The 24,513-nt window shown below is 47.9% G+C and carries 18 protein-coding genes; 10 read left to right on the top strand and 8 right to left on the bottom strand.

The features are described 5' to 3' along the window. Positions 1–121: 121 nt before the first annotated feature. Both sdaAB and sdaAA read left to right on the top strand, forming a co-directional pair. Positions 122–799, top strand: a complete 678-nt coding sequence (sdaAB, locus tag DW677_RS09565) for an L-serine ammonia-lyase, iron-sulfur-dependent subunit beta (protein ID WP_015553802.1) — start codon at positions 122–124, stop codon at positions 797–799. 14 nt (positions 800–813) lie between these two features. Further along, positions 814–1,698, top strand: a complete 885-nt coding sequence (gene sdaAA, locus DW677_RS09570; RefSeq protein WP_117503186.1) for an L-serine ammonia-lyase, iron-sulfur-dependent, subunit alpha — start codon at positions 814–816, stop codon at positions 1,696–1,698. Between the two features lie 173 nt (positions 1,699–1,871). On the opposite strand, the gene raiA is transcribed toward sdaAA, so the two are convergent. Then, positions 1,872–2,399 carry a ribosome-associated translation inhibitor RaiA gene (gene raiA / locus DW677_RS09575; protein WP_015553800.1) on the bottom strand — a complete coding sequence of 176 codons (528 nt, stop codon included), beginning with the start codon at positions 2,397–2,399 and terminating at the stop codon, positions 1,872–1,874. A 354-nt stretch (positions 2,400–2,753) separates the two neighbouring features. On the opposite strand from raiA, the gene DW677_RS09580 reads away from it, so the two are divergent. From DW677_RS09580 to prfB, 3 genes are all read left to right on the top strand, one after another. Further along, positions 2,754–3,026, top strand: coding sequence for a hypothetical protein (locus DW677_RS09580; protein ID WP_133304050.1), 273 nt, complete (start codon positions 2,754–2,756; stop codon positions 3,024–3,026). Positions 3,027–3,342: 316 nt separating this feature from the next. After that, the gene (gene secA, locus DW677_RS09585; protein ID WP_021905488.1) at positions 3,343–5,919 is read left to right on the top strand and encodes a preprotein translocase subunit SecA; all 2,577 of its coding nucleotides are present in this window, start codon (positions 3,343–3,345) and stop codon (positions 5,917–5,919) included. Positions 5,920–6,067: 148 nt separating this feature from the next. After that, positions 6,068–7,207, top strand: coding sequence for a peptide chain release factor 2 (gene prfB, locus DW677_RS09590; RefSeq protein WP_117567069.1), 1,140 nt, complete (start codon positions 6,068–6,070; stop codon positions 7,205–7,207). 225 nt (positions 7,208–7,432) lie between these two features. Here the strand turns inward: prfB and DW677_RS09595 are convergent, their stop codons facing one another. The 4 genes from DW677_RS09595 to DW677_RS09610 all read right to left on the bottom strand — a co-directional run bounded on the left by DW677_RS09595 (position 7,433) and on the right by DW677_RS09610 (position 13,098). Continuing rightward, positions 7,433–8,050 carry a hypothetical protein gene (locus DW677_RS09595; protein ID WP_015553797.1) on the bottom strand — a complete coding sequence of 206 codons (618 nt, stop codon included), beginning with the start codon at positions 8,048–8,050 and terminating at the stop codon, positions 7,433–7,435. Positions 8,051–8,384: 334 nt separating this feature from the next. Beyond that, positions 8,385–9,800 carry a cell wall-binding protein gene (locus tag DW677_RS09600; RefSeq protein ID WP_117470176.1) on the bottom strand — a complete coding sequence of 472 codons (1,416 nt, stop codon included), beginning with the start codon at positions 9,798–9,800 and terminating at the stop codon, positions 8,385–8,387. Between the two features lie 237 nt (positions 9,801–10,037). After that, the gene (locus DW677_RS09605; RefSeq protein ID WP_117470177.1) at positions 10,038–11,564 is read right to left on the bottom strand and encodes a BCCT family transporter; all 1,527 of its coding nucleotides are present in this window, start codon (positions 11,562–11,564) and stop codon (positions 10,038–10,040) included. 178 nt (positions 11,565–11,742) lie between these two features. Then, entirely contained in the window at positions 11,743–13,098 is a 1,356-nt protein-coding gene (locus DW677_RS09610; protein ID WP_117567053.1) for an MATE family efflux transporter, read from the bottom strand. A gap of 243 nt (positions 13,099–13,341) precedes the next feature. On the opposite strand from DW677_RS09610, the gene DW677_RS09615 reads away from it, so the two are divergent. Continuing rightward, complete coding sequence (locus DW677_RS09615; protein WP_117567055.1) at positions 13,342–14,232, top strand: LysR family transcriptional regulator; 891 nt, start codon at positions 13,342–13,344, stop codon at positions 14,230–14,232. Between the two features lie 136 nt (positions 14,233–14,368). Here the strand turns inward: DW677_RS09615 and gltS are convergent, their stop codons facing one another. The 3 genes from gltS to DW677_RS09630 form a co-directional block, all read right to left on the bottom strand. Continuing rightward, positions 14,369–15,559, bottom strand: coding sequence for a sodium/glutamate symporter (gene gltS, locus DW677_RS09620; RefSeq protein ID WP_015553794.1), 1,191 nt, complete (start codon positions 15,557–15,559; stop codon positions 14,369–14,371). Positions 15,560–15,775: 216 nt separating this feature from the next. After that, complete coding sequence (locus DW677_RS09625) at positions 15,776–16,618, bottom strand: response regulator (protein WP_117567057.1); 843 nt, start codon at positions 16,616–16,618, stop codon at positions 15,776–15,778. Continuing rightward, positions 16,615–17,913: an ATP-binding protein gene (locus DW677_RS09630; protein WP_015553792.1), complete on the bottom strand. Its 1,299-nt coding sequence runs from the start codon at positions 17,911–17,913 to the stop codon at positions 16,615–16,617. Before DW677_RS09630 ends, DW677_RS09625 begins: the two co-directional genes overlap by 4 nt. A gap of 251 nt (positions 17,914–18,164) precedes the next feature. On the opposite strand from DW677_RS09630, the gene DW677_RS09635 reads away from it, so the two are divergent. The 4 genes from DW677_RS09635 to argH all read left to right on the top strand — a co-directional run bounded on the left by DW677_RS09635 (position 18,165) and on the right by argH (position 24,261). Continuing rightward, positions 18,165–19,445 carry an aminotransferase class I/II-fold pyridoxal phosphate-dependent enzyme gene (locus DW677_RS09635; RefSeq protein WP_015553791.1) on the top strand — a complete coding sequence of 427 codons (1,281 nt, stop codon included), beginning with the start codon at positions 18,165–18,167 and terminating at the stop codon, positions 19,443–19,445. A gap of 164 nt (positions 19,446–19,609) precedes the next feature. Further along, on the top strand, positions 19,610–20,083 hold the full coding sequence (locus DW677_RS09640) for a GtrA family protein (protein ID WP_158553000.1): 474 nt from the start codon (positions 19,610–19,612) through the stop codon (positions 20,081–20,083). Positions 20,084–20,140: 57 nt separating this feature from the next. Continuing rightward, entirely contained in the window at positions 20,141–22,891 is a 2,751-nt protein-coding gene (locus DW677_RS09645) for a YfhO family protein (protein WP_117567058.1), read from the top strand. Continuing rightward, entirely contained in the window at positions 22,888–24,261 is a 1,374-nt protein-coding gene (gene argH, locus DW677_RS09650; RefSeq protein WP_015553788.1) for an argininosuccinate lyase, read from the top strand. The genes DW677_RS09645 and argH overlap by 4 nt, the downstream gene beginning before the upstream one ends. Positions 24,262–24,513: the final 252 nt, after the last annotated feature.

Below are 24,513 nucleotides of genomic sequence, written 5' to 3' on the forward strand. Positions count from 1 at the left end.
ATGTAAAAATTCATTTTAGATAGGAATTTTTGCCATTCAGCTTATGTTTTTATGGTCAGCGCGGCAGGTGCGCAGACCTGCGGAACAACAAAATACAATATGTAAAAGTGAGGAAACACGTATGAATGAGATCGGAACGTTCGACATTCTGGGGCCGAACATGATCGGACCATCAAGCTCCCACACGGCTGGGGCACTGAGGATCGCTTTTATTGCCGGAAAAATGGTGGAGAAGCCGGCGGCGGTGCGCTTTGTGCTCTACGGATCCTTCGCCCGTACCTACCATGGACACGGAACAGACCGTGCATTAGTCGGCGGAATCCTTGGATATCACCCGGATGATGAAAGGATCCGCGATTCCTTTGAGCACGCGAAAGAGGCAGGACTTGACTTTACCTTCGAGGAAAACTTCACAGATAAGGAGATCTATCCGAATACGGTGGACATTTATGTAAAGGACGAAAATGGAAATGAGATGTCCCTGCGCGGAAAGTCCATTGGCGGCGGAAATGCGGTCATCACGCGGTTAAACGGCGTCGATGTTGATCTTACCGGAAATTACAGCACCATTGTTGTCCAGCACATCGACAAAAAGGGTACGCTGGCGTTCGTGACGGCCGTTTTGAGCGCTTACGACTTAAATATCGGTTCCCTGCGCCTTTACCGCGAGAGCAAGGGCAAGATGGCCTACGCGATCATCGAGGTGGATACTATGGTCTCCAGCCAGGTGATTAACGCGCTGCGGGGGTTTGAGGCTGTGAAAAACGTTCTTTTGGTTCCGGCGATCAATCTGGACTGATGGGGGGAGAAACGATGAATTTTATAAATGGTGCAGAACTTTTAGAGTACTGCGAAAAGGAAAATAAAAAGATCTCTGAGGCCATGTTCGAGCGGGAAACCACGTTTCTGGAGCAGGATCCGGAGAAGACAAGGGCGAAAATGAAGAAAGCATGGTCCATCATGCAGGCGTCGGCGAAGAAGCCGTTAAAGGAAAATATCGTCAGCATGGGCGGCATGATCGGCGGGGAGAGCAGAAAGCTCCACACGCTGAGGGAAAATAAGAAGAATCTCTGTGGGGATGTGGTTTCAAAGGCGATCGCCTATGCGGTGGGCGTTCTCGAGGTCAACGCGTCCATGGGACTCATCGTTGCGGCACCGACGGCTGGCTCTTCTGGTGTAATTCCGGGAGTCTGCTGTTCCCTGCAGGAAAACTACGGATTTACGGATGAGGAGATCTGCCAGGCGTTATTTAACGCGGCGGCAGTGGGATACCTCATTACGAGAAATGCCACGACAGCCGGAGCAGAGGGCGGATGTCAGGCGGAGGTGGGAGCGGCCAGTGCCATGGCAGCGTCAGCGGCTGTGGAGCTTTTCGGCGGAACACCGGCGCAGTGTCTCGACGCGGCATCCTTCGCGATCGTGAATATTCTGGGACTTGTTTGTGATCCCGTCGGCGGACTTGTGGAAAATCCATGTCAGAACCGGAATGCCATGGGGGCGTCAAATGCTCTGATCTCCGCGGAACTTTCTATGGCGGGAATCAAGAGCATCACCCCGATTGACGAGACCATCGGTGTCATGTATGCGGTGGGACGGTCGATTCCGTCAGAACTCAGGGAGACTTCCATGGGCGGTATGGCGGTCGCAAAGAGCGCATGTGAGGCTTGCGCGGCATGTGCAAAGGAAACTCAAAAATGAAGAAAAGAATAGTTGGCAACTGATAAAGGGCATCTAAACATAATAAACAGGCGGTACTTAATCTAAAATCAAGTACCGCCTGTATTTTTGCTGCCTGGCATTTCAGTCACTGTGCGGTTTCCCACATCAACGCTGCCGCCCGGCTATTCATTCTTATTAAGTTTCAGGATTCTTTAGAACTCCGGTTCAATGAGTCCGTAAGAGTTTCCTTTTCTCTTATAAACTACATTGACTTCGTTTGTATCAGCGTTGAGGAACATAAAGAAGTTGTGTCCTAAGAGTTCCATCTGTACGCAAGCCTCCTCGGCATCCATCGGTTTCATTGCGAAACGTTTTGTCTTTACGATATTAACGGTCTCCTCCGGCTCGGATTCTTCCTGAAGGAAGGCTTCGTTAAATGCTAAGGCGTTCTGCTTTTTGTCAACGATCTTTGTCTTATATTTCTTGATCTGACGCTCGATAATTTCTTCAACGAGATCAACAGATACATACATATCGCTGGAATCCTGCTCAGCTCGGATAATGCTGCCTTTAACAGGAATCGTAACCTCTATTTTCTGACGTCCTTTCTCTACGCTCAATGTTACCTGTACTTCAGTATCAGGAGAAAAATAGCGCTCCAGTTTTCCTAATTTACTTTCCACGGCATCTTTTAAGCCTGGTGTAATGTTGATATTTTTTCCGCTGATCGTGTAACGCATAAAATCAACTCCTTTGTTTGGGATGACTTAAGTATAACACAAAATTCTGTAAAAGACAACCAAAATACATAAAAAATGAGAAAATTTAAAAAGGTAAAAAAAGGTGTATAAAAGCTCAAAAACTATATGAAGCCTTCCCGGTTTGTCAATGGGATTGGGCAAAAAAGTTGTCGGAAATGTAAATTTTATAAGATGTTCACAAAAATAAAACAAATATTAAGGAACCGTAAAATCCACCGATGGGGAGGAAAAAACTTGTGGATAATGTGGATAACTTGGTGTATAACTGCGAAATGGCGTGAAATCGGCATTTCTCGAGGTGGACAACTTTCCACATAATTTCGGTGGATGAGTGTGGATAAAGTGGATAACCAGACAATCGAATGTATGGTTTGTGCAAGTTGTACATTTAAAGGGGAAAAGCGGCAGGAAGAGAGAAAAATAGACAGAAGTGAGGGAGAAGCCGGGGGAAGGAGTCAGGGAGATGTCGAAGAGGAAAAAATTGAATTGTCGAAAAATTGTCAAAACGGTTTTAGAAAAAACAGCAGGGATGCGGCGCAGATGGACGATGCGGCTGCGAGAAGATGTAGCAGGGAGTTTTATCGGGAATTGCGCAGGCAGAGATAAGGATTTATGTACGAAATGTTAAAATTACATGAAGTCATTGAATAAAAACCCGGAAGGTGTTAAAATATTAAGGATTGTACGATGCAGACGTATGCGGTTATGCGGTAAAATCCCGCAGGACGGAGCAGCGGACATCAAAAACGATTCAGATATAGAAACTTGTATGCAGTGGCCTGATGTGAGATGAACCATGCGTCATGTGGATAAAATCCGGCTCCGGCGTTTGAAAGACCGTGTATCCGTGGATAACTCCCGCGAGATGGATAAAAGGGTATCGCTGCATGTGTATATTTATTTATGTAGGAGAACAAGCAGAATGAATTTTGTTGAAAAAGTATTTGGTACGCACAGTGACCGGGAATTAAAGTATATTTACCCGATCATCGATAAGATCGAAAAAATGCGTCCGACGATGCAGGCGATGTCTGATGAAGAATTAAAGGATCAGACAAGAAAATTCAAAGAGCGCCTCGCACAGGGGGAGACCCTGGACGATCTTCTGCCGGAGGCATTCGCAACCGTCAGAGAGGCGGCCAAGAGAGTTTTAAAGATGGAGCACTACCCGGTACAGCTCATCGGTGGTATCGTCCTTCACCAGGGACGTATCGCTGAGATGAAGACAGGTGAAGGTAAAACTCTTGTTTCCACCTGTCCGGCATACTTAAATGCCCTGGCTGGAAAAGGTGTTCAGATCGTAACCGTCAACGACTATCTGGCAAAACGTGATGCTGAGTGGATGGGACAGGTTCATGAGTTCCTCGGCTTAAAGGTCGGCGTGGTATTAAACTCCATGACCTCCGAGGAGAGAAAAGCCGCTTACCAGTGTGACATCACTTATGTTACAAACAACGAGCTCGGTTTCGATTACCTTCGTGACAATATGGCGATCTACAAAGAGCAGATGGTACTCCGTGATCTCGACTACTGTATCATCGATGAGGTGGACTCCGTATTGATCGATGAGGCGAGAACCCCGCTTATCATTTCCGGACAGAGTGGAAAATCCACAAAGCTCTATGAGGTTTGTGATGTTCTCGCAAAGCAGTTAGTCCGCGGTGAGGAATCCGGCGAGTTTAACAAGCTCAACGCCATCATGGGCGAGGAGATCACCGAGACCGGCGATTTCATCGTAAATGAGAAAGAGAAAGTCGTAAACCTGACAGAACAGGGTGTTAAGAAGGTCGAGGCATTCTTCCATATCGACAACCTTGCGGATGCGGAAAATCTGGAGATCCAGCACAATATCATCCTTGCCCTCCGCGCCCATAACCTCATGTTCCGCGATAAGGACTATGTGGTCAAGGACGACGAGGTCCTGATCGTTGATGAGTTCACAGGACGTATCATGCCGGGCCGCCGTTACTCCGATGGTCTCCATCAGGCCATTGAGGCGAAGGAGCATGTAAACGTTAAGAGAGAGTCCAGAACCCTCGCAACGATCACATTCCAGAACTTCTTTAATAAGTATGCGAAAAAAGGCGGTATGACCGGTACAGCCCAGACGGAGGAGAAAGAGTTCCGCAATATCTACGGTATGGACGTTATCGTGATCCCGACAAACCGTCCGGTTATCCGTAAAGACTTAAATGACGCGGTATATAAGACAAAGAAAGAGAAATTCCATGCAGTTGTTGAGGAGATCGTAAAGGCCCACGAGAAAGGACAGCCGGTCCTCGTCGGTACGATCACCATCGAGACATCTGAGATGTTAAGCCAGATGTTAAAGAAGCGCGGGGTTCCGCATAAAGTCTTAAACGCAAAGTACCATGAGCTGGAGGCTGAGATCGTAGCTCAGGCCGGTATTCACGGCGCGGTGACTATCGCGACGAACATGGCAGGCCGTGGTACCGATATCAAGCTTGACGACGAGTCAAAGGCTCTCGGCGGCTTAAAGATCATTGGTACAGAGCGTCATGAGTCCAGACGTATCGATAATCAGCTCCGCGGACGTGCAGGACGTCAGGGCGATCCGGGTGAGTCCCGCTTCTATATCTCCCTTGAGGACGATCTGATGCGCCTCTTCGGTTCCGACAAGTTAATGAGCATGTTCAATGCCCTCGGCGTTCCGGAGAACGAGCAGATCGAGCACAAGATGTTATCTTCCGCGATCGAAAAAGCACAGCAGAAGATCGAGACGAACAACTATGGTATCCGTGAGAACCTCTTAAAGTACGATGAGGTCAACAACGAGCAGCGTGAGGTCGTATATGCTGAGCGCCGTCAGGTACTCGACGGTGAGAACATGCGTGAGCTGATCATGAAGATGCTCAACGATATCGTTGAGGGCGCTGTGGATATGTCCGTCAGTGACGAGCAGACTCCGGAGAACTGGGGCTTCAAGGAATTAAATGATCTTCTTCTTCCGATCATCCCGTTAAAGCCGATCGAGCTGACTGACGAGATCAGCAAGATGAGCAAGGACGAATTCAAGCACATGTTAAAAGAACTGGCAACGAAGTTCTACGAATCCAAGGAGGCAGAATTCCCGGATGCAGAGCAGGTGCGTGAGATCGAGCGTGTCGTTCTCCTGAAGGTGATCGACAACAAGTGGATGTCCCATATCGACGATATGGATCAGCTCCGTGAAGGTATCGGTTTACAGGCTTACGGCAACCGTGATCCGCTCGTAGAGTACAAGATGAACGCTTACGAGATGTTCGATGATATGACTGCGGCGATCCGTGAAGATACGATCCGTATTCTCTGCCATATCCGTGTAGAGGAGAAGGTGGAGAGAGAGCCGGCTGCCAAGGTTACAGGTACAAACCGTGACGATTCCGCGGCGAGAGCTCCGCAGAGACGTCAGACACAGAAAATCTACCCGAATGATCCGTGTCCGTGCGGATCCGGCAAGAAATATAAACAGTGCTGCGGAAGAAAACCGTTAGCATAGGATCAATACCAATTGTTTTATGAAATGATGGTCAGCGCGGAACCTCTGCGCTGACCTTGTTAAATCATTATAAGAAAGGTAACATTCCGTATGGTCCGCACAGGGAACAGGCGGCCTTGGTGAAATGTTATTAGAAAGGACAGATTCTATGGTTGAGTTAGACCAGTTTAAATATACATTATCCACATATGAAACTCCACTGAAGGAGGTCAGGGACTCCCTGAATCTGGAAGCGAAGATCAGAAGGATCGACGAGTTGGACAAGACCATGGAGGAGCCGAGCTTCTGGGAGGATGCGGAGAAATCCACGAGACTCGTGAAGGAAGCGAAAAACCTGAAAGATACGGTCGCAGAGTACAACAAGCTCCAGAATCAGTACGAAGAGATCGGTCTGATGATCGAGATGGGGTATGAGGAAAATGATCCGGAGATCGTTCCGGAGATCCAGGAGATGCTCGACGAGTTCACATCTGAGCTCGACGCACTCCGTCTCCGCACACTTCTCACAGGGGAGTACGATAACAACAACGCGATCTTAAGACTGAATGCCGGAGCGGGCGGAACAGAGTCCTGTGACTGGTGCAGCATGTTATACCGTATGTACTGCCGCTGGGCAGAGAGAAAAGGGTACCAGGTGGAGGTACTCGACTTCCTGGACGGCGAGGAAGCCGGAATCAAGTCGGTTACGATCCAGATCAACGGAGAGAATGCGTTCGGTTACTTAAAGTCCGAGAGAGGTGTACACCGCCTTGTAAGGATCTCTCCGTTCAACGCCAACGGAAAGAGACAGACATCCTTCGTATCCTGCGATGTAATGCCGGATATCGAGGAAGACCTTGATATCGAGATCAATCCGGATGATTTAAGGATTGATACCTACCGTTCCAGCGGTGCCGGTGGACAGCACATCAACAAGACATCCTCCGCGGTCCGTATCACCCATATCCCGACTGGCGTTGTTGTACAGTGCCAGAATGAGCGTTCCCAGTTCCAGAACAAGGACAAGGCGATGCAGATGTTAAAGGCAAAGCTGTATATGTTAAAGCAGCAGGCAAACGCGGAGAAGCTCTCCGATATCCGCGGCGATGTGAAAGATATCGGATGGGGAAGCCAGATCCGTTCCTATGTACTCCAGCCGTACACGATGGTAAAAGACCACCGGACCGGCTTCGAGAGCGGAAACGTAAATGCGGTGCTCGACGGCGGACTCGACGGCTTTATCAGTGCCTACCTGAAGTGGGAGAGCCTTGGACGGCCGCAGGTGAAGGGCGGACAGGACGTAGAATAGAAAGAGACGGGAATGCCGTGAGGCGGAACTGTTATCATGAAAAAAGCGTATCAAAAGATGTGATAATACATCGGTTGATACGCTTTTTCTATATGCTTCTGTATCATAGATGCCCCCGGCAGGAATATTTCATGCCGAGGGCTGGGAACGGGTATAGAAATTATAGTCGACAGGAAGAAAGCTTCATGTCTTCAAGGAATGGAGTGGTCAGCTCGCTATTAGCGATTAGTCCCTGATATAGGTTCTGTCGTTTACAATAATCGTATCATAATCTACGATCGTCAGATTACGTGAATTGGAGGAATCGCGGTATTTTGTATTGCTGACTTTAGAGAAGTTGTATATATGGGTATCTCCGTCGGTATCATAGTAGAATGCCGCAATAGAATCGCCGGCACCGAGCATAAACTCAAAGTAATCTTCTCTGTTCTCGTCGTTGATCCGGAAGGTTCCGACCATATCCTCGTTTGTGTAAACAGTATTGTCAGATGTGCTGTTATCAGCAGCGGTATTGTCGTTGGAACCGGATTCATTCTGCATATCTTTCGCAAATTTTAACTGTACGGAATTGCCGATGGTCCAGGCGCCTTCTTTGTTTACTGTATAGCCGTCCGGGGTTGTTGTATCCGCGTACATATATCCGTTTGAATCAAATGCGTAGCATTCGTAGATGCCATCTTTATTTCCATCCAGCCATTTCCACTGGGATACCGGGTAGGAGCCGTTGTCTTCCTGCCACCACCAGCCTGTGGTGTTCTGTACCCATTGTCCTGCGAAAGCAGTCATTCCCATAGAAGCAGCCATTGCTGCGGTAAGCGCGAGAGTCATAAATTTCTTTTTCATAGTGAAACCTCCTGAATTTTTTGGTTGGTTATGTTTTCCTTTTGATAAAATAAGTATATCAGTGAAATGTGATTAAGCTGTGAATACTTTGTGGTGAAACATTGAGGAATCTGTGGCGGAGGTGTGTCAGGAAGAAGAGGAAAATCAGGCAGGGAGAGGTGAAATGGTAAAGGTGCAGGAAGAGAAAATTTTGTTGACAGGAAATTGCAATATGTAGAAAAAGAAAAGGCACCTTCGCCAAGTCAGTGAAGATGCCCTCAATTGCAGATTGTAGAAGCTTATAGTAAATACTAAAAACATATTGTCAACATCTGCGGTGTATTTAGGTGGAAGGTTAATGCTTAATCGTACACTTCTCAGTGCTCCGCTCATGGCGTAAAACACCCTTACTATCTGTGCAATAATAGTAATCGTCAGCGTCTTTTATGTTCTTTTTATTTTTCTGGATCGTACCGTTTTCGTTGATAAGGTATTCCTGATCCTTGTATGTAACGGCTTGGTACTTTGTATCCTCATCAGCTGTCAGACGTAAACCGTTCATATAGATATATCCGTCTGAGATACCGGTTTCGCCGACACCTCTTGGAGAACCATTAGACTTAAAGCTGAAGGTATATGTGGAACCATCAAGGCTGATGGTAGTTGTACCTGTTTTTGCAGCGCCACTGTCGGAAAGGTATAATAATTTTTTGGTGTCGGAATCCATATTTTTGATGGTATCGATGGAATCAACTTCAGAAGAAATCTTGGTGATTTTAGAACCATCGTATGTAAGAATTCTTAATCCCGTGAGCATCTCTCCGTCCTCGTTGAATAAGTAGGATTTTCCATCGATTGTTTTAGCAACTCCAACTTCGCCGTCGGCAGTAGGAATAGTGATCTCGCCCTTGGAGTTTGCATAATACCAATGAGTCGTACCATTTTCATGGTCATTGCTGTTTAACTCTTTAGACGGAACAGCCTGGAACCAACCGGTATGAAGCTTCGGTTCCTCTTCATCACCGTAATATTTCCAAGTACCCTTGTCGCTGTTGTGTACCCAGGAATCCTGAGCAACACCTCTGTCATCGAAGGTGTATTTTACATTGCCGATGGTCTTCTCTGTGCTGACGGTCTTCTTACCGTTGGAAGCGAAGTAGAAGTGGTAAGTCGGCTCGTTATCGTCCTCGTTGTCATCGTCCTTAACGCTGATGTATACCCAGGCGTTTGTAACGAGACTTCCGTCGCCTTCCGAGTCACCGTAGTATGTAGCTGTTGCCCAGTCGGAATCATCGGAGATATTCTCACCGGCAGCTGTGATCCAGCCTGTGAGCATTCTTCCATACATATCAAACGCGAACTTCTTTCCGCCGATATCAGCGATCTTTACAGTATCGCCTGTTGTGCGGAGCGCACGTCCATTATTGTCGAAGTAGTACCAGCTTGCGTCGCCGACTTTATCGTCACCCTGCCAACTCGGGTTTTCAAGGAAACGCCAGCCGTTCTTTAACATCTGGCCGCCGTTTCTTAAGTAGTAGTAGTTTCCGTTGTCCTCAAGAAGTGTGTTGCGGACCATATATCCGTCAGAGCCGAGATAGTAAGACTCGCCGTTGTCAGATCTCCACGCGCTTGTCACGTTGTTGCCATTATTGTCAGTGTAGACCCATTCGCTGTTTACGGACTTCCAAGCAGCAAAAGAACTGAATGAAGCACCCAGAGCGAGAACTGCGGATGCGGAAAGTACTGCCAGGCAGAAATTTTTCTTTCTCATTTAATTTTCCTCCTCATAGAAATTGTAACAGCAGCCAGATCGTTGTTTTCACGGCTGCTGAAAATTCTCAAATTGTTTACATATTCTATTATACCAGAATTCCGATTTATGACAATGGTATTTTCCCTTCAACTTGTGGTAAATGTGTGGCAGGGGAATTACAAATTGTTTAAGAAAAACGTACGGATCAAACTTTATGATGAAAGTGATCGATCCGTACGTTTCGTAGCTCCTATTTTATGATTTCAGGTAATCCGACGCGTCCTTTAAGAAGCTGGCGATGATCAGCAGGATCACGAACGCTACCGGGAACGCCGCGATGATGGACACGCTCTGCAGGTTCGCCATGGAGCTGTCGGAAAATACAAGCGCCATTGGCAGCAGGATCAGCATGATCGCCCAGAAGGCCTTTACGGCGTTGTGGGGCTCCTCATCGCCTGTGATCTGGCGGTAGGTGTAGGAGGAAGCCACAAGGGCGATGGAGTCGAAGCTGGTGGCGTAGAAGGCTACCATGGCAACGATCAGAAGCACAAGGACAAGTGGCGCAAGCGGCAGTGTCTGGATGATGGAGATGATCGTTGTGTAGAGATCATTTCCGGCGGCGTAGATCGCCATCACGTCAAGTTTTCCGCTCACCTGGAGTCCGAGGCTGTAGTTTCCTAAAATAATGAAGCTCAGGCAGGTGGCGCTGACGCAGCAGGCATATCCGCCGAGGATCGTCTGCCGCACCGTTCTTCCGCGGGAGATGGATCCGATAAAGAACGGAGATGCCACGCACCACACCATCCAGTAGGCCCAGTAGAAGATCGTCCATGTCTGCGGGAAGGAAGTGGTCCGCTGCGGGTCTGTGAAGGTTGCGAGGCCGAGGAAATTCTGAGCAAGATTTCCGACAGCCGCAAAGCCTGTCTCCAGAATATACCGTGTCTCACCGCCGAGGAACAGCACATATGCGAGCAGGGCAAAGAACAGATACATGCAGGACTTTGCAAGAAGGGAGATCCCCTTCATGCCGTGGAGCAGGGCATATGTGTAGAAGACGCAGGTGACGCCTAAGATCGCGATCGTTATCCATTTGGAGGATGGAAGGTGGAACAGGGTCGTCAGTACCTGGGACATCAACGGAGTCGCCAGTGCAAATGTCGTTGTGGTTCCTGCGAGGAGCGCAAAGAGCGCCAGAAGGTCGATGAGCTTTCCGGAAATCCCATCTACCTTGTTTCCGAGCAGCGCGCGGCAGGCTTCTGAATATTTCTGCTTATGACAGCCTCTCACATGAAGCATAAAGCCGAAGGAGACGGCGAGTACCAGATAGAATGCCCACGGGATCGGACCCCAGTGGAACAGCGGGTAGGTGCTGGACCAGGTCTGCATGGAACCGAGCTCTGCGATATGCGGATCGTTCGCGTAAAGGATCCATTCACAGAAGGAGTAAAACAGGATATCGGCTGCGAGTCCGGAGGTGAACATCATGCTCGCCCAGACGAAGAGGGGATATTTTGGCTTTTCATCCGGTTTCCCGAGGCGGATCGTACCGAATCTGGAAAATGCCAGATACAGGGATAGCAGGAAGACAAAGAGACCGACGGCAAGATAGAACAGGCCGAAGGTATCGCCAAGGATAAAACGGATCGTGTCGAGAACGCTCTTTGATGCATCCGGCATCAGGATGAAGCAGACACAGAGCGCCAGGATTGCAAGAAACGGTACGATCACAGTGACCCAGTCGATCCGGTCTTTTAAGGGTGTTTCGGAATTTTTGGAACTCATAATTTGAAACCTCCTACGATGTTCAAAAATTAAATATTTATCAAGATATTGAACATTATAGCACTGTAGGAGGGAGAATGCAAGGGGAAATGATACGATTCTGCCACGGCCACTGTATTATACAACCCTTTCAGTTCAGAATTTGCCCGCCTCCCTGCACGGGAACAAGGACCCGGCGTCAGTTCGGATCATGGGAGAATGGAATGTTTGCGTTTTTCCCTGCGATTCGGATAAAATTGATCGTCAGGAATGTCACACAGAGTATCCAGCCGAGACCGGAAAAGAGAGCAACCGCGGTGAGCCCCATCTTTCCGATCATGATGGCGGAACAGATCGCACGGAAAATAATGTGTAGGGTTGTTCCGCAGAAGGCGATGACCATGTAACCCTGTCCTTTAAAGTATCCCATGTAAGCACTTCCTGTAAAGCAGAATATATAGAAAACAGAGATCAGTCTTATATAACTGTTTCCGTAATAGAGAGCCAGCTCGTCTGAAGAACTCAAAAACAGCCGGAGTGCAGGATTGGAACCAAAGAACATGAAAAGGGAGATCACCACACAGACCGTCCAGTTTAACATCAGCCCCCCAAATAGACTTTTTTTCACCCGGTCATGATTTCCAGCCCCAAGATTCTGGGAGACCATGACGGAGACCGCATTTCCTCCGCTGTCACCGAAGGAATTCGCGAATCCCTCAATGCGGGTCGCTGCCGTATAGGCAGCGATTCCCGGTGTTCCGAGTGTATTGACACTGCCCTGAACAAGAATCTTTCCGATATACAGGCTGGAGGCCTGAAGCGCCGAGATGAGACCGTAGCGCAGAGTGTGGATCATAAGATCCTTATGAGCACCAATATCTTCTCTGCGGCAGAGCAGTCCCGGATAAGTATCCCGCAGATACAGAAAACAGCAGATTACGGAGAAAAACTGTGACAGGATCGTGGCCGCGGCAGCACCGCCGGTTCCAAGTCTCAGAATGCCGATAAAGAGAAAGTCCAGAGCGATGTTCACTGTGATGGCGGCGGCGAGAAAAGACAGGGCAACTCTGGTGTTGCCGATAGACCGCAGGATTCCGGATAAAAGGTTATAAAGACAGGTAAAAGGAAGCCCTGCGAGGATAATGAAAAGGTAGGATTCAGCGTAAGGAATGAGTTCGTCCGGGGTGTGGATCAGGTTTAAGATCGGATCCAGAAAGACGGTACACACACCGCTGATGATAAGGGCGATGATCATGCCGAGAAGAAGAGCGGTGAAGACTTCCTCGCGGTATTTTTTTCTGTCACCGCTTCCGTAGAACTGACCGAGGATTACCGTGATCCCGGCGCAGAAGCCGTCGAGGATGAAGATAAAAAGGTTCATAAGACTGCCGGAGATTCCCACAGAGGCAAAGGCGTTGGTGCCGAGAAATCTGCCCACGATCAGTGAGTCGGCAGTGTTGTAAAGCTGTTGTAAAATGTTTCCAAGCAGCAGTGGAACGGCGAGGGTTAAGATCTGCTGTCGGATATTGCCGGAAAGCAAAGAGGTCTGGTTCATGGTTATGTACTCCTGAAATATAATCTTCTGATACCGGATGTTCCGCACTGCGTACTCCAAATTCTATGCGCTGCTCCGGCTGGTGCGAAATCTGATGGTTCAGTACCTTCACAGAAATCAGTGTATCACAGAAAATATTAATTGAAAAATGAATAATTAAAAAGTAAAATATAATCAAAATGATATATTTTGAACAGGATAAAATATTTGCAGTAAAGAAAATCGGAGAAAACGGAGATCATTATGACAAAAACAGAGTTGGAGGCATTCCTGGCAGTTCTCCAGTATGGCAGTATCTCAGCAGCGGCAGAACGGCTTTTTATCACACAGCCGGCTATGAGCCGCAGAATGAAATCGATGGAAGAGGAACTGGGATACAGCCTTTTTGAGCGTGGACGCGGTCAGAGAAGTGTGGAACTTACAGAGAATGGAAAAGAATTCGTTCCGGTCGCGGAACGCCTGTTGACACTTTACAGGGAGGCGGAGGAGATACCGAGAAGAAAGAAAAGTCCGCTTCTGCGGGTCAGCACAGTGAACAGCATTGCTTTTTATCTGATGCCGGCTGTATTGAAAGAAATGATGTCCGCTCGGGACACCTGCAGCATTGAATTTAAGACGGGGCGTTCTTCTGATATTTATGGGTATGTGGAAAATGGAAGTGTTGATGTGGCTCTGGTCTCGGATCTTTTAAATTCCAGAAGAATAGTTCCGTTCCTGGTGTTCAGGGAGCCGTTCGTGTTTGCCGGTGGTGAGAGCTGGAGAGAAACGGGGCGAGTGACTCCGGATATGCTGGATCCGGAAGAACAGATCCGGCTGCCGTGGAATCCGGAATATGATATCTGGCACAGCCGATGGTTTCCGCCGGATGCAAATCCGAGTCTCACAGCGGATAAGATGGAATTTCTGGAATATTTTCTGAATGGAAAAAAATGGGCGGTGATCCCGCTTCTTGTTGCAAGGCGATTCAAGAGACAAGACGTGTGGATCTGTCCGATGGAAGGCGGACCGGAGGACATGACGATCTATGGATTCACAAAAGAGAACCGGATGGATGATCAGATCCGAAGATTTTTTCAGTGTGTGAGAGAAGAACTGCAGATGATCGATGGGATAGAACTGTTTTCAGGAAGATAAAGAGAGATTCTGGTCGTTCAGAAAAATTTACAATTAAATTTCAGACAGGAAAAAGAGCCCGGCCACCGGAACATACCCCAGGATTCCGGTGCGGGCCCTTTTTCAAGAGTTACAATCTATGATCCCAAATTGGATCTTACAGGAAGTTCATAAATGTCGTAATAATAAGTGCATTGAAGAAATCGATGAACAGACTTCCTACTAACGGCACTACGAAGTATGCGGTCGGAGCCGGACCATACTTTGCGGTGATCGCCTGCATGTTTGCCATAGCGTTCGGTGTAGCGCCCATACCAAATCCACAGAAGCCGGATGTCATAACGGCTGCGTCGTAGTTCTTTCCGAGAAGGTTGAATACTACGAAGTAAGCGAAGATTGCCATGAGAACTGTCTGTGCCGCAAGCATTACGATCATCGGAAGTGCAAGCTCTGCAAGCTGCCATAACTTTAATCCCATCATTGCGAGACCAAGGAATAAGGAAAGAGAGAAGCTTCCGATCGTGCTGATCTCTTCCATCGGCATATCTTTGTGGGTTGCGTCAACAATGTTACGGATGATAGCAGCAACAACCATTGCTCCGATGTAGCTCGGGAATGTCATTAACTTGTTAAGGAATAAAGAAACGATCGTGCCGGCACCGATTGCGATTGCAAGGTATAATGCGCTGTCCAGGAATCTTCTGGAATCGATCGCGCCGGTAACTTCGTTCTTATCAACTGTAACCTCATCACTGCCGGTAGCAGTCTCTGTGGACTTTAAGTTCAGGGAATGGATACGACGGTAAGCGAGCGGTCCGCCGATCATACAGCCGGCAACAAGACCGAAGGTTGCGGATGCGATCGCAACCGCGTTAGCGCCTGCAACACCAGCTTCCTCAAGAACCGGTCCGAATGCACCTGCGGTACCATGTCCGCCGACCATCGGGATGGAACCAACCGCAAGACCAAGTCTCGGGTCGAGATGGAAAGCACCGGCAAGTACAGCGCCAAGGCCATTCTGAAGAGCAACCATGATAATGGAAACTAACAGGAATAAGAGTACCTGAACGCCGCCCTTCTTTAAGAGACGGAAACATGCGGTGTAACCAACACTACAGAAGAATACAGTCATGAAGAAGGACTGTAAAGTGTTGTCGAAAGAGATTTCGAGGATTCCTGCGGATCTTAAAATCAGGTGAACAACTGCGTAAACAACGCCGCCGACAACCGGCTCAGGAATACAGTATTTTGTTAAGAATGGGATCTTGCTTACAAGGAAACGTCCAAGAAGCAGAACGAGAGCAGCAACTGCGACTGCCTGATACATGTTAAGTTCAATTTGTAACATAGTTTTTTATACCTCCATACCTTTTATGGTCAGAGTATAAGAATGTTCCTTCAAAAAAAATCATAAAGTTACAAAAAGTTACAAAAATTACTTAACAAAAAATTGTAAATTCTTAACAAGATTTCTACATGTAATAGTTGAAAACATGTGAAAAGTTCTGAACCCACAAAAAATACGCCGAAAAAAGATATTCCGGCGTATAGAAATTAATATGTTTTAGCGCTCTGCTTCCAGCATCAGTCCGTCAATAAACTTTTTGATGCTGACCTTCCCTCCTGAGGAGCGCTTTCCTCTGAGATAGTCCATCTCCGCCTTCACATCCTCAAAGGAGAACAGGGTTCCGGAGTACAGGGTGTAGGTCTCGTTCATGAAATCCTCGATTCCCATATGGGCGATATTGGACATTCCGGCTGCGATGGTACGGCGGATCCGCTGCTCCATATTTTTCGGGGAATCACTGACCGCCTCGCACATCTGCGACACACTTAAATTGGATACAGGAATATGATTCTCGTGAAGATATTCGCAGATCTTTATGATATCCGGACATCCTTTTTCTCCGGACATGCCGACGCGGTTTAAGATGTATTTTAATTTCCTGCCGTAGTCATCTGATTCCGGATTCGTTCCCTTTGGCATATGGTCGATCTCGTTCATGAACATCCGGCGGATATTCGCCAGAGTGTGTTCATTTGTGATCTGCTGTTCCACATTTTTTAATACGGAACGGACCTCGATCAGGTTGATCGGCTTGCTGATAAAGAAGTCGATCCCGGCGCTGTAGGCCTTGCTGATCAGCTCCTTGGCGGACACCTGGGAGATCATAATACATTTGACCGTGGTGTTCACAGCCCGCAGCTCCTTTACAAATTCAACGCCGTCCTTTACCGGCATGAAAAAGTCGACGAGGACAACATCAGGCTTTGCCCGCAGCACGTCGGACAGGTTTGCCGGCTCTCCGCCGCAATCGCCGCAGATTTCTCCGAGTCCCTGTGTCTCGATGATGTCTTCTAAAATGTTGATGACGGACAGGTCGTCTTCTACGATATAGATTCTCATAATTCTTCCTCCACAAGGGAAGCCGCCGGAATCACAACGGTAAAGGCAGTTCCGCTGCCCTGCTCCGATCTCACTTCGATGGTTCCCTTAAACTGTTCCTCCACGGTCATTTTTACCCCATAAAGGCCGACACCGCGGAAGATATTTCCGGTCTTATGGTCAAATTTCGTTGAATATCCCATTTTAAAAATGTTCGGCAGATGGCGCGGTGAGATTCCCGGTCCGTCATCTGTGACACAGAAGATGTAGTTCCCGTTACGAAGGTGCTCTTCGATGCAGATCGTGCCGATCTTCCGGTCGGATTCGATGGCCTCAATGGCATTGTTGACAAGATTTTTTAACACGGCCATGAGTTCGTAGTGCTCCTCGGTCATAAAGTTGTCCGAGCATCGGAACTCCAGCTGGATATGGACATTTTTCGCCTCCAGCATATGGTAGGTGGTGTCTTCAAGGATCTTTAAGATATCCTGAAAGCTCATCCGTTTCTCATCGTATTCCTCGGAGATCTCCTCCTCAATTCCCTGAATGATCCGGATATAGTCTTTCTTGATCTCGTGGACATCCCGCGCGATGGAGAGTGACATGTGCTTCATATCATCCGGCACGTCCATCTCGTTTAACTTCTCGTAGAGCTTATAGGCGTTCGCCATGACGGATTCGATCTCCTCGGAATTCTTCCGCATGAAGTAGATCTCATTCTTTAAGCCTGTAGTCATTAAGAACAGGCGGCGGTAACGGTTCTCGTGCTCTTCGTTTTTTAAAAGAGTCCGGTAGTGACTTTCCGCCATTAAGATCAGGCTTGTGAGGAAAGTCCGGAACAGGGCGATCAGGAGAAGGTATCCGGCCTTTTCCGGTGTCATAGTGTGGAGTGAGCTCTCTGAGATACAGAGTTCCACCAGATTCGATCCAAAATCTGCAAAAAAGACCGCCGGAAATAACCGGCTGAAGGACACGGTATGTTTTCCGGGGATCATGGCGTTAAAGATGATCCCGTAGCAGAAATAGAAGACCGCGTTTGGAAATAAATTTTCCGCGGATGTTATGAGATCAGCACCACCGTTTACCGCTGCAATCAGTCGGAACAGAAAAACGATCACTGCAGTTACCGAACAGGTCATCGTCGTGGAAAGATTTTTTCCCAGCGTCATTAAGAGGACCGGGAGCACGATAACGGAAGAAGAGATACGGAAATTATATACAAAAAGATTCCAGTAGAGCTGGGATACGAGGGCGACGATCGCTCCGATCAGAACCATGCGTTTCAGATCCCTGACGCTCTTATTTTCATTTATCATTCGGTATCCCCCTCTGTGGCTGTTCGATAAAAATCAATAATATAATGATACGTTATTGTTAAAAAAAAGTCAACGGAGCGAGGGTTAAGATATTTTTGTAAGAAGGCTCAAAATTGTGAGAAAAATAGGGCGAAACTTTATTTTTTGTGTTGTAAGATTTTCGGTCTTCGATTATAATATAGTCATAGGGGACAGACACCGTAAGGGGTTTTCGGTGCTGTAAAAAACGAAAAAATGAGGAGGATACTGACATGAAACCATACCGCGAAATGTCAAAGGAAGAACTTGCATCTTTAAAGGAGCAGCTTGAGGCTGTGTACAAAGAGTATCAGGGAAAAAATTTAAGCCTGAATATGGCACGTGGCAAGCCATGTAAGGAGCAGCTCGACCTTTCCCTTCCGATGATGGATGTCTTAAACAGCTCCAGCGACTATATCTCCGCTGACGGCGATGTAAGAAACTATGGAATCCTGACCGGTATTCAGGAAGCAAAAGAGCTGATGGGAGCTATGATGGATGCTCCGGCTGAAAATATCGTTATGTACGGAAATGCCAGCCTGACATTGATGTTTGATACGGTAAGCCGTGCCTGGACACATGGTGTTTGCGGAAGCACTCCGTGGTGCAAACTCGACAAAGTAAAATTCCTCTGCCCGGTTCCGGGATATGACAGACACTTTGCGATCACCCAGTACTTCGGTATCGAAATGATCAATATTCCGATGACAGCTGATGGTCCGGATATGGATCTTGTTGAAAAATATGTAAATAACGACGAGACCGTAAAAGGCATCTGGTGCGTTCCGCTTTATTCGAACCCGTCCGGACAGTCTTATTCCGACGAAACAGTAAAGAGATTCGCAAACTTAAAGCCGGCAGCAAAAGACTTCAGAATCATCTGGGATAACGCTTACTGCGTACATCATTTACACCCGGATCATCCGGATCATATCCTTGATATCCTCTCCGAGTGTGCAAAAGCCGGAAATCCGGATATGGTATATAAGATCGGTTCCACAGCGAAGATCACATTCCCGGGCTCCGCTATCTCCGCAATCGCTACATCCAAGGCGAATATCGAAGATATGAAGAAACAGATGAACGTACAGTTTATCAGCCATGATAAGATCAACCAGCTCCGTCATGTGCGCTTCTTCAAGAACCTTGATGGAATCAAGGCTCAGATGGCAAAACATGCCGCGATCCTCTGCCCGAAATTCGAGGCGGTTGACGAGATCTTAAATAAGGAGCTCGCCGGACTTGAGATCGGTAAGTGGACAAAACCGAACGGAGGATATTTCGTTTCTTTCGATTCTCTTGATGGATGCGCGAAGGCGATCGTTGCAAAGTGTAAGGATGCCGGTGTTGTTATGACAGGCGCAGGTGCAACCTATCCATACGGCAAGGATCCGCATGACTCCAATATCCGTATTGCTCCGTCCTTCCCGACACTGGAAGATCTGAAGCTTGCAGCTGAGATTTTCTGTGTATGCGTAAAACTTGTAAGTATCGACAAGCTTCTTGCTGAATAAAGTGGGAAAAACGGCAGACAGGCTGCCGGAGAAATAAAAACTGAAATGATCGTAAAAAAAGAGGGACTGACAGCCGAATTACCGGCTGTCAGTCCTTTACTTTTTTGCGTTGGTATACTAAAATGAAAAAGACTATCGAGAAAGATAGAGGGATGGAATTATTTATGGAAGAAAAAGATATAAATCAGAAAAAGAAACCGGATGATCCGGCGGAGCAGGAGACAGGAAAGAGAAAGTCCGGTCTGGCCCGCGAGGGGATCGCTTACCTGATCTTCGGTGTCCTGACAACAGTGATCGACTATGCGATCTCAAATCTTCTATATTATATATGGAAGATGGATCCGGTTCCTGCTCAGACCATTGCGTGGGTGGCTGCGGTGCTGTTCGCTTTTGTGACGAATAAGTGGTGGGTGTTTGAGAGCCATACGCTGAATCCGGGGAAGGTATGGAGAGAATTTGTTTCATTTGTTCTCTGCCGGGTAGCGACCTTCCTGTTTAATCTCGCGGCACTGTTTGTTATGGTGGATCTCATGAAGATGGAGTTCTTTCTCTGCAAGCTTCTGATCTCAGTCGTGGTCGTGATACTGAATTATGTGTTTAGCAAGATCCTGATTTTTACGAATGACAAAAAGAAATGACCGGATCAGATCTTGGAGTGCGAAATACCTTTTGCGTAGACGGAGGAGTTTTACGGTATGACAGAAATAAAAGAAATTGATGATGCAGTCCGGGAAGAAATACCAGAAAGAATCCCGGAAGCGCGTAAGAAGAAACGACGAACGGTGCCGGTGTTAAAGTCGAGAGACGGTCTTATGATCGCGTTTTTTGTCCCGGTACTCGTTATGATCTGCATATTTGCCCAGAGAGGGATCTTCCCGTTCGGCGAGAGGTGCTTTCTGAGGACGGACATGTATCATCAGTACGCCCCGTTCTTCTCAGAGTTCCAGCATAAGCTGCGGACCGGCGGAAGTCTTCTGTACAGCTGGGATGTGGGAATGGGGGTTAATTTTGCGGCGCTTTACGCATATTATCTCGCAAGCCCTTTAAACTGGCTGATCCTGCTCTGCCCGAAAAAATTGATCATCGAATTCATGACGATCATGATCGTCATAAAGATCGGACTTTCGGGACTCAGCTTTGCCTGGTATTTAAAGCAGCACAGTAAAAACTGTATTCTGGGTGTCGGATTTTTCGGGATTTTTTATGCGTTGTCCGGATATATGGCGGCGTACAGCTGGAACATCATGTGGCTGGACTGCATTCTCCTCTTCCCGCTGATCGTTTACGGACTGGAGCGTCTTGTGAGGGAACAGAAGGGAATGCTCTACTGCGTGACCCTTGGGCTTTCCATTTTGTCCAACTACTATATATCCATCATGACCTGCCTGTTTCTGGTGCTTTATTTCATCGCACTTCTTATTTTGGAAGAACCGGGACCGGTAAGGAAATACGCGGAGAGCTGCGTGAGATTTGGAATCTACTCCCTGCTTTCCGGCGGACTCGCGGCAGGAGTTCTGCTGCCGGAGATCTGTGCGCTCCAGAGCACGGCATCCGGCAACTTTGATTTCCCAAAGGCGTGGACTTCCTATTTCCCGATCTTCGACATGATCGCCCGCCATATCGGAAATGTGGAGACGGAGATCGGTCTGGACCACTGGCCAAATATTTACTGCGGCGTCGCGGTATTTCTCTTCTTTTTGCTATATCTGGCATGTAAGAAGATCTCTGTGAAAGAAAAGGCTGTGTACTGCGGACTGCTGCTGCTCTTTTTTGCAAGCTTTTCCATGAATGTGCTGAATTTTATCTGGCATGGATTCCACTATCCGAACAGCCTTCCGTGCCGACAGTCCTTCATCTATATCTTCCTGATGCTGTTTATCTGCTTCCGGGCTTATGCGCATCTGGATGAGACACCGAAAAAGTATGTTGCTGTCGCGTTCTGGGGAAGCATCTGCTTTGTACTTCTGGCAGAAAAGCTGGTGACACAGGAACATTTCCACTTTATTGTCTACTATGTGGCGATCATCTTCCTTGCGGCTTACGCGGGACTGATCTACATTTATAAAGGAGGAAGGCGGGCCTTAGCCGGATTTCTGGCGCTGGCGCTGGTCTCCATGGAGGCAGCCATCAATACAACCGTGACGAGTGTCACGACCACGAGCCGTGAATCCTACACTGCGGATAACGAAGAGGCCCGGATCTTGAAGGATTCTCTGGAACCGGCATCGGATTTCTACCGGGTGGAGAAAAAGACGAGGAAGACGAAAAACGACGGCGCATGGATGAATTTCCCGTCGGTATCCCTGTTCTCCTCAACGGCAAACGCGGATCTTTCGAAGATCTTTAAGAAGCTTGGATGCGAGTCCTCCACGAACGCCTACAGCATCACGGGCAGCACACCGCTTGTGGACAGCATCTTTTCCGTAAAATATGCGCTCTATTCCGATGCAGTGTCCAACACGGAGCTTATGATGTATTTGAGGGAGAGCGGCGGGACATATCTCTATGAGAACCTGTATACACTGCCGCTAGGCTTTGTTCTTCCTTCGGATATTGAGGAGAACTGGCAGTATGAGATGGATAATCCCGCGGAAGTACAGAATGATCTGTGTCTGGTCACAGGGGCAGACGAAGTTCTTGTAGATACAGGCGGAACAGTGAATAAAAATACGTTCACCTTCACACCGGATATGACCGGGGAATACTATGTGTTCGTTCTGAATAAGAAGGTGAAGAACGTGAAAGCGGATCTGCCGTCGGGTTCAAAGTCATTTGGCAATGTAGACCGCGGATATCTTCTGGAACTCGGAACCCTGTCTCCGGGATATGAAGTGAAGCTCACGGCAGATGAGGCGGGGGAGCAGTTGAATGCCATTGCCTATCGGTTCTCCGAGGATGCCATGATTCAGGTCTATGACCGTCTGAACCGGATGCCGATGCATCTGACGAGCTGGAAGGATACGAAGCTTTCCGGAACTGTAACTGCTGACCGGGCTGGAATGCTCTTCACATCGATCCCCTTCGATAAGGGCTGGACTGTGAAGGTAGACGGGCAGAAGGTGGAGACGAGGAAAGCGTTCGGCGCATTCCTCGCCATCGATGTGGGCGCAGGGGACCATGTGATCGATTTTTCTTATTTCCCGGAGGGATTAAAGCCCGGCGTCCTGATCACAGGCGGATCGATCGTGATCCTGATCTTTTTATGGTTTTTGCGCAGAGAGATGGAGAGGCGGAGAGATCGAGCACGGATGCTCAGGATCCGGAGAATGCAGCGGGAATCAGAAGAACGTGTGGATGAAGAAGGATTTGAAGAGATTCCGGAGATTGATGAAGAACCGGAAGAGAACTTAAATGAAATGGAGAAACCGGATTCCGAAATTCCCGACATGCCGGAATCGGAGAAACATATAGATCATAAAAAACAGACAACGGAGGAACAGACATGAAACTTTGGGGCGGAAGATTTACGAAGGAAGAGAACCAGTTAGTACACAATTTTAATGAATCCATCTCCTTCGATCAGAAATTTTACAGACAGGATATCGCAGGCAGCATCGCCCATGTGACGATGCTCGCGAAACAGGGGATCCTCACAGAGGAAGACCGTGACGCGATCATTGCCGGCTTAAAGAGTATTCGTGAAGATATCGACAACGGAACCTTAAAAATCACAACGGAATCCGAGGATATCCATTCCTTCGTTGAGGCGAACCTGATCGAACGGATCGGAGATGCCGGAAAGAGACTCCACACCGGGCGAAGCAGAAATGATCAGGTCGCTCTCGATATGAAGCTCTACACAAGAGATGAGATCGATGAGACAGATGTCCTGTTAAAGGGACTTCTTAAGGTTCTCTTAAAGCTTATGGAGGAAAATCTCCACACCTACATGCCGGGATTTACCCATCTTCAGAAAGCACAGCCGGTAACTCTGGCTCACCATGTAGGTGCTTACTACGAGATGTTCCGCCGTGACAGGGGACGTCTTGCAGATATCAGAAAGCGCATGAATTACTGCCCATTAGGATCCGGTGCCCTTGCCGGAACCACATACCCGTTAGACCGCGAGTACACAGCAGAGCTTTTAGGCTTTGACGGACCAACCTTAAACAGCATGGATTCCGTATCCGACCGGGATTACCTCATTGAGCTTCTGGCAGCACTCTCCACGATCGCCATGCATTTGAGCCGTTTCTCCGAGGAGATCATCATCTGGAACAGCAACGAGTACCGTTTTGTTGAGATGGATGATTCTTACAGCACCGGAAGCAGCATTATGCCGCAGAAAAAGAATCCGGATATCGCGGAGCTGATCCGCGGAAAGGCCGGCCGTGTCTATGGTGCCCTGATGTCCATGCTGACAGTCATGAAGGGAATTCCGCTGGCATACGATAAGGACCTTCAGGAAGACAAAGAGCTGACCTTCGATGCCATCGACACCGTAAAGGGCTGCCTCTTACTCTTCACAGGAATGGTATCCACGATGACATTCCGCAAAGATGTGATGGAAACCAGCGCAAAGAACGGCTTTACGAATGCCACAGATGCTGCGGACTACCTTGTAAACCACGGCGTTCCGTTCCGTGATGCCCACGGGATCATCGGACAGCTGGTGCTTCTCTGCATCAACGAGAACAAGGCATTAGATGATCTGACTCTGGAACAGTTCAAGTCCATCAGTCCGGTATTCGAGGAAGATATTTACGATGCGATCTCCATGAAGACATGCGTGGAGAAACGTGTGACCATCGGTGCTCCGGGTGCGGAGGCGATGAAGAAAGTCATTGAGGTTTATAAGAAAGAACTGAACGCTTAAAGTTGACATTGCAGAAAAAGGCTTTCGGACCACTGAAAAATGTTTACATTTTCTCAGTGGTTTGAGAGCCTTTTTCTATAAGGGCGACGCCCGACGCTTCTTGTCGGATGCGCAGCATCCGGCAAGAAGAGAACAATGTCAACAAATCAGAATAACGAACACAGCCGCCAAGGACGATACCCCAAATATCGTTCCAAGGCGGCTGTGCGTTTTAAATATCGCGTTATAATATAATGAGAAGAAAGTTTCGGG

It is taken from the genome of Clostridium sp. AM25-23AC (genome assembly GCF_003435125.1).
GTDB lineage: Bacteria > Bacillota > Clostridia > Lachnospirales > Lachnospiraceae > Pilosibacter > Pilosibacter fragilis.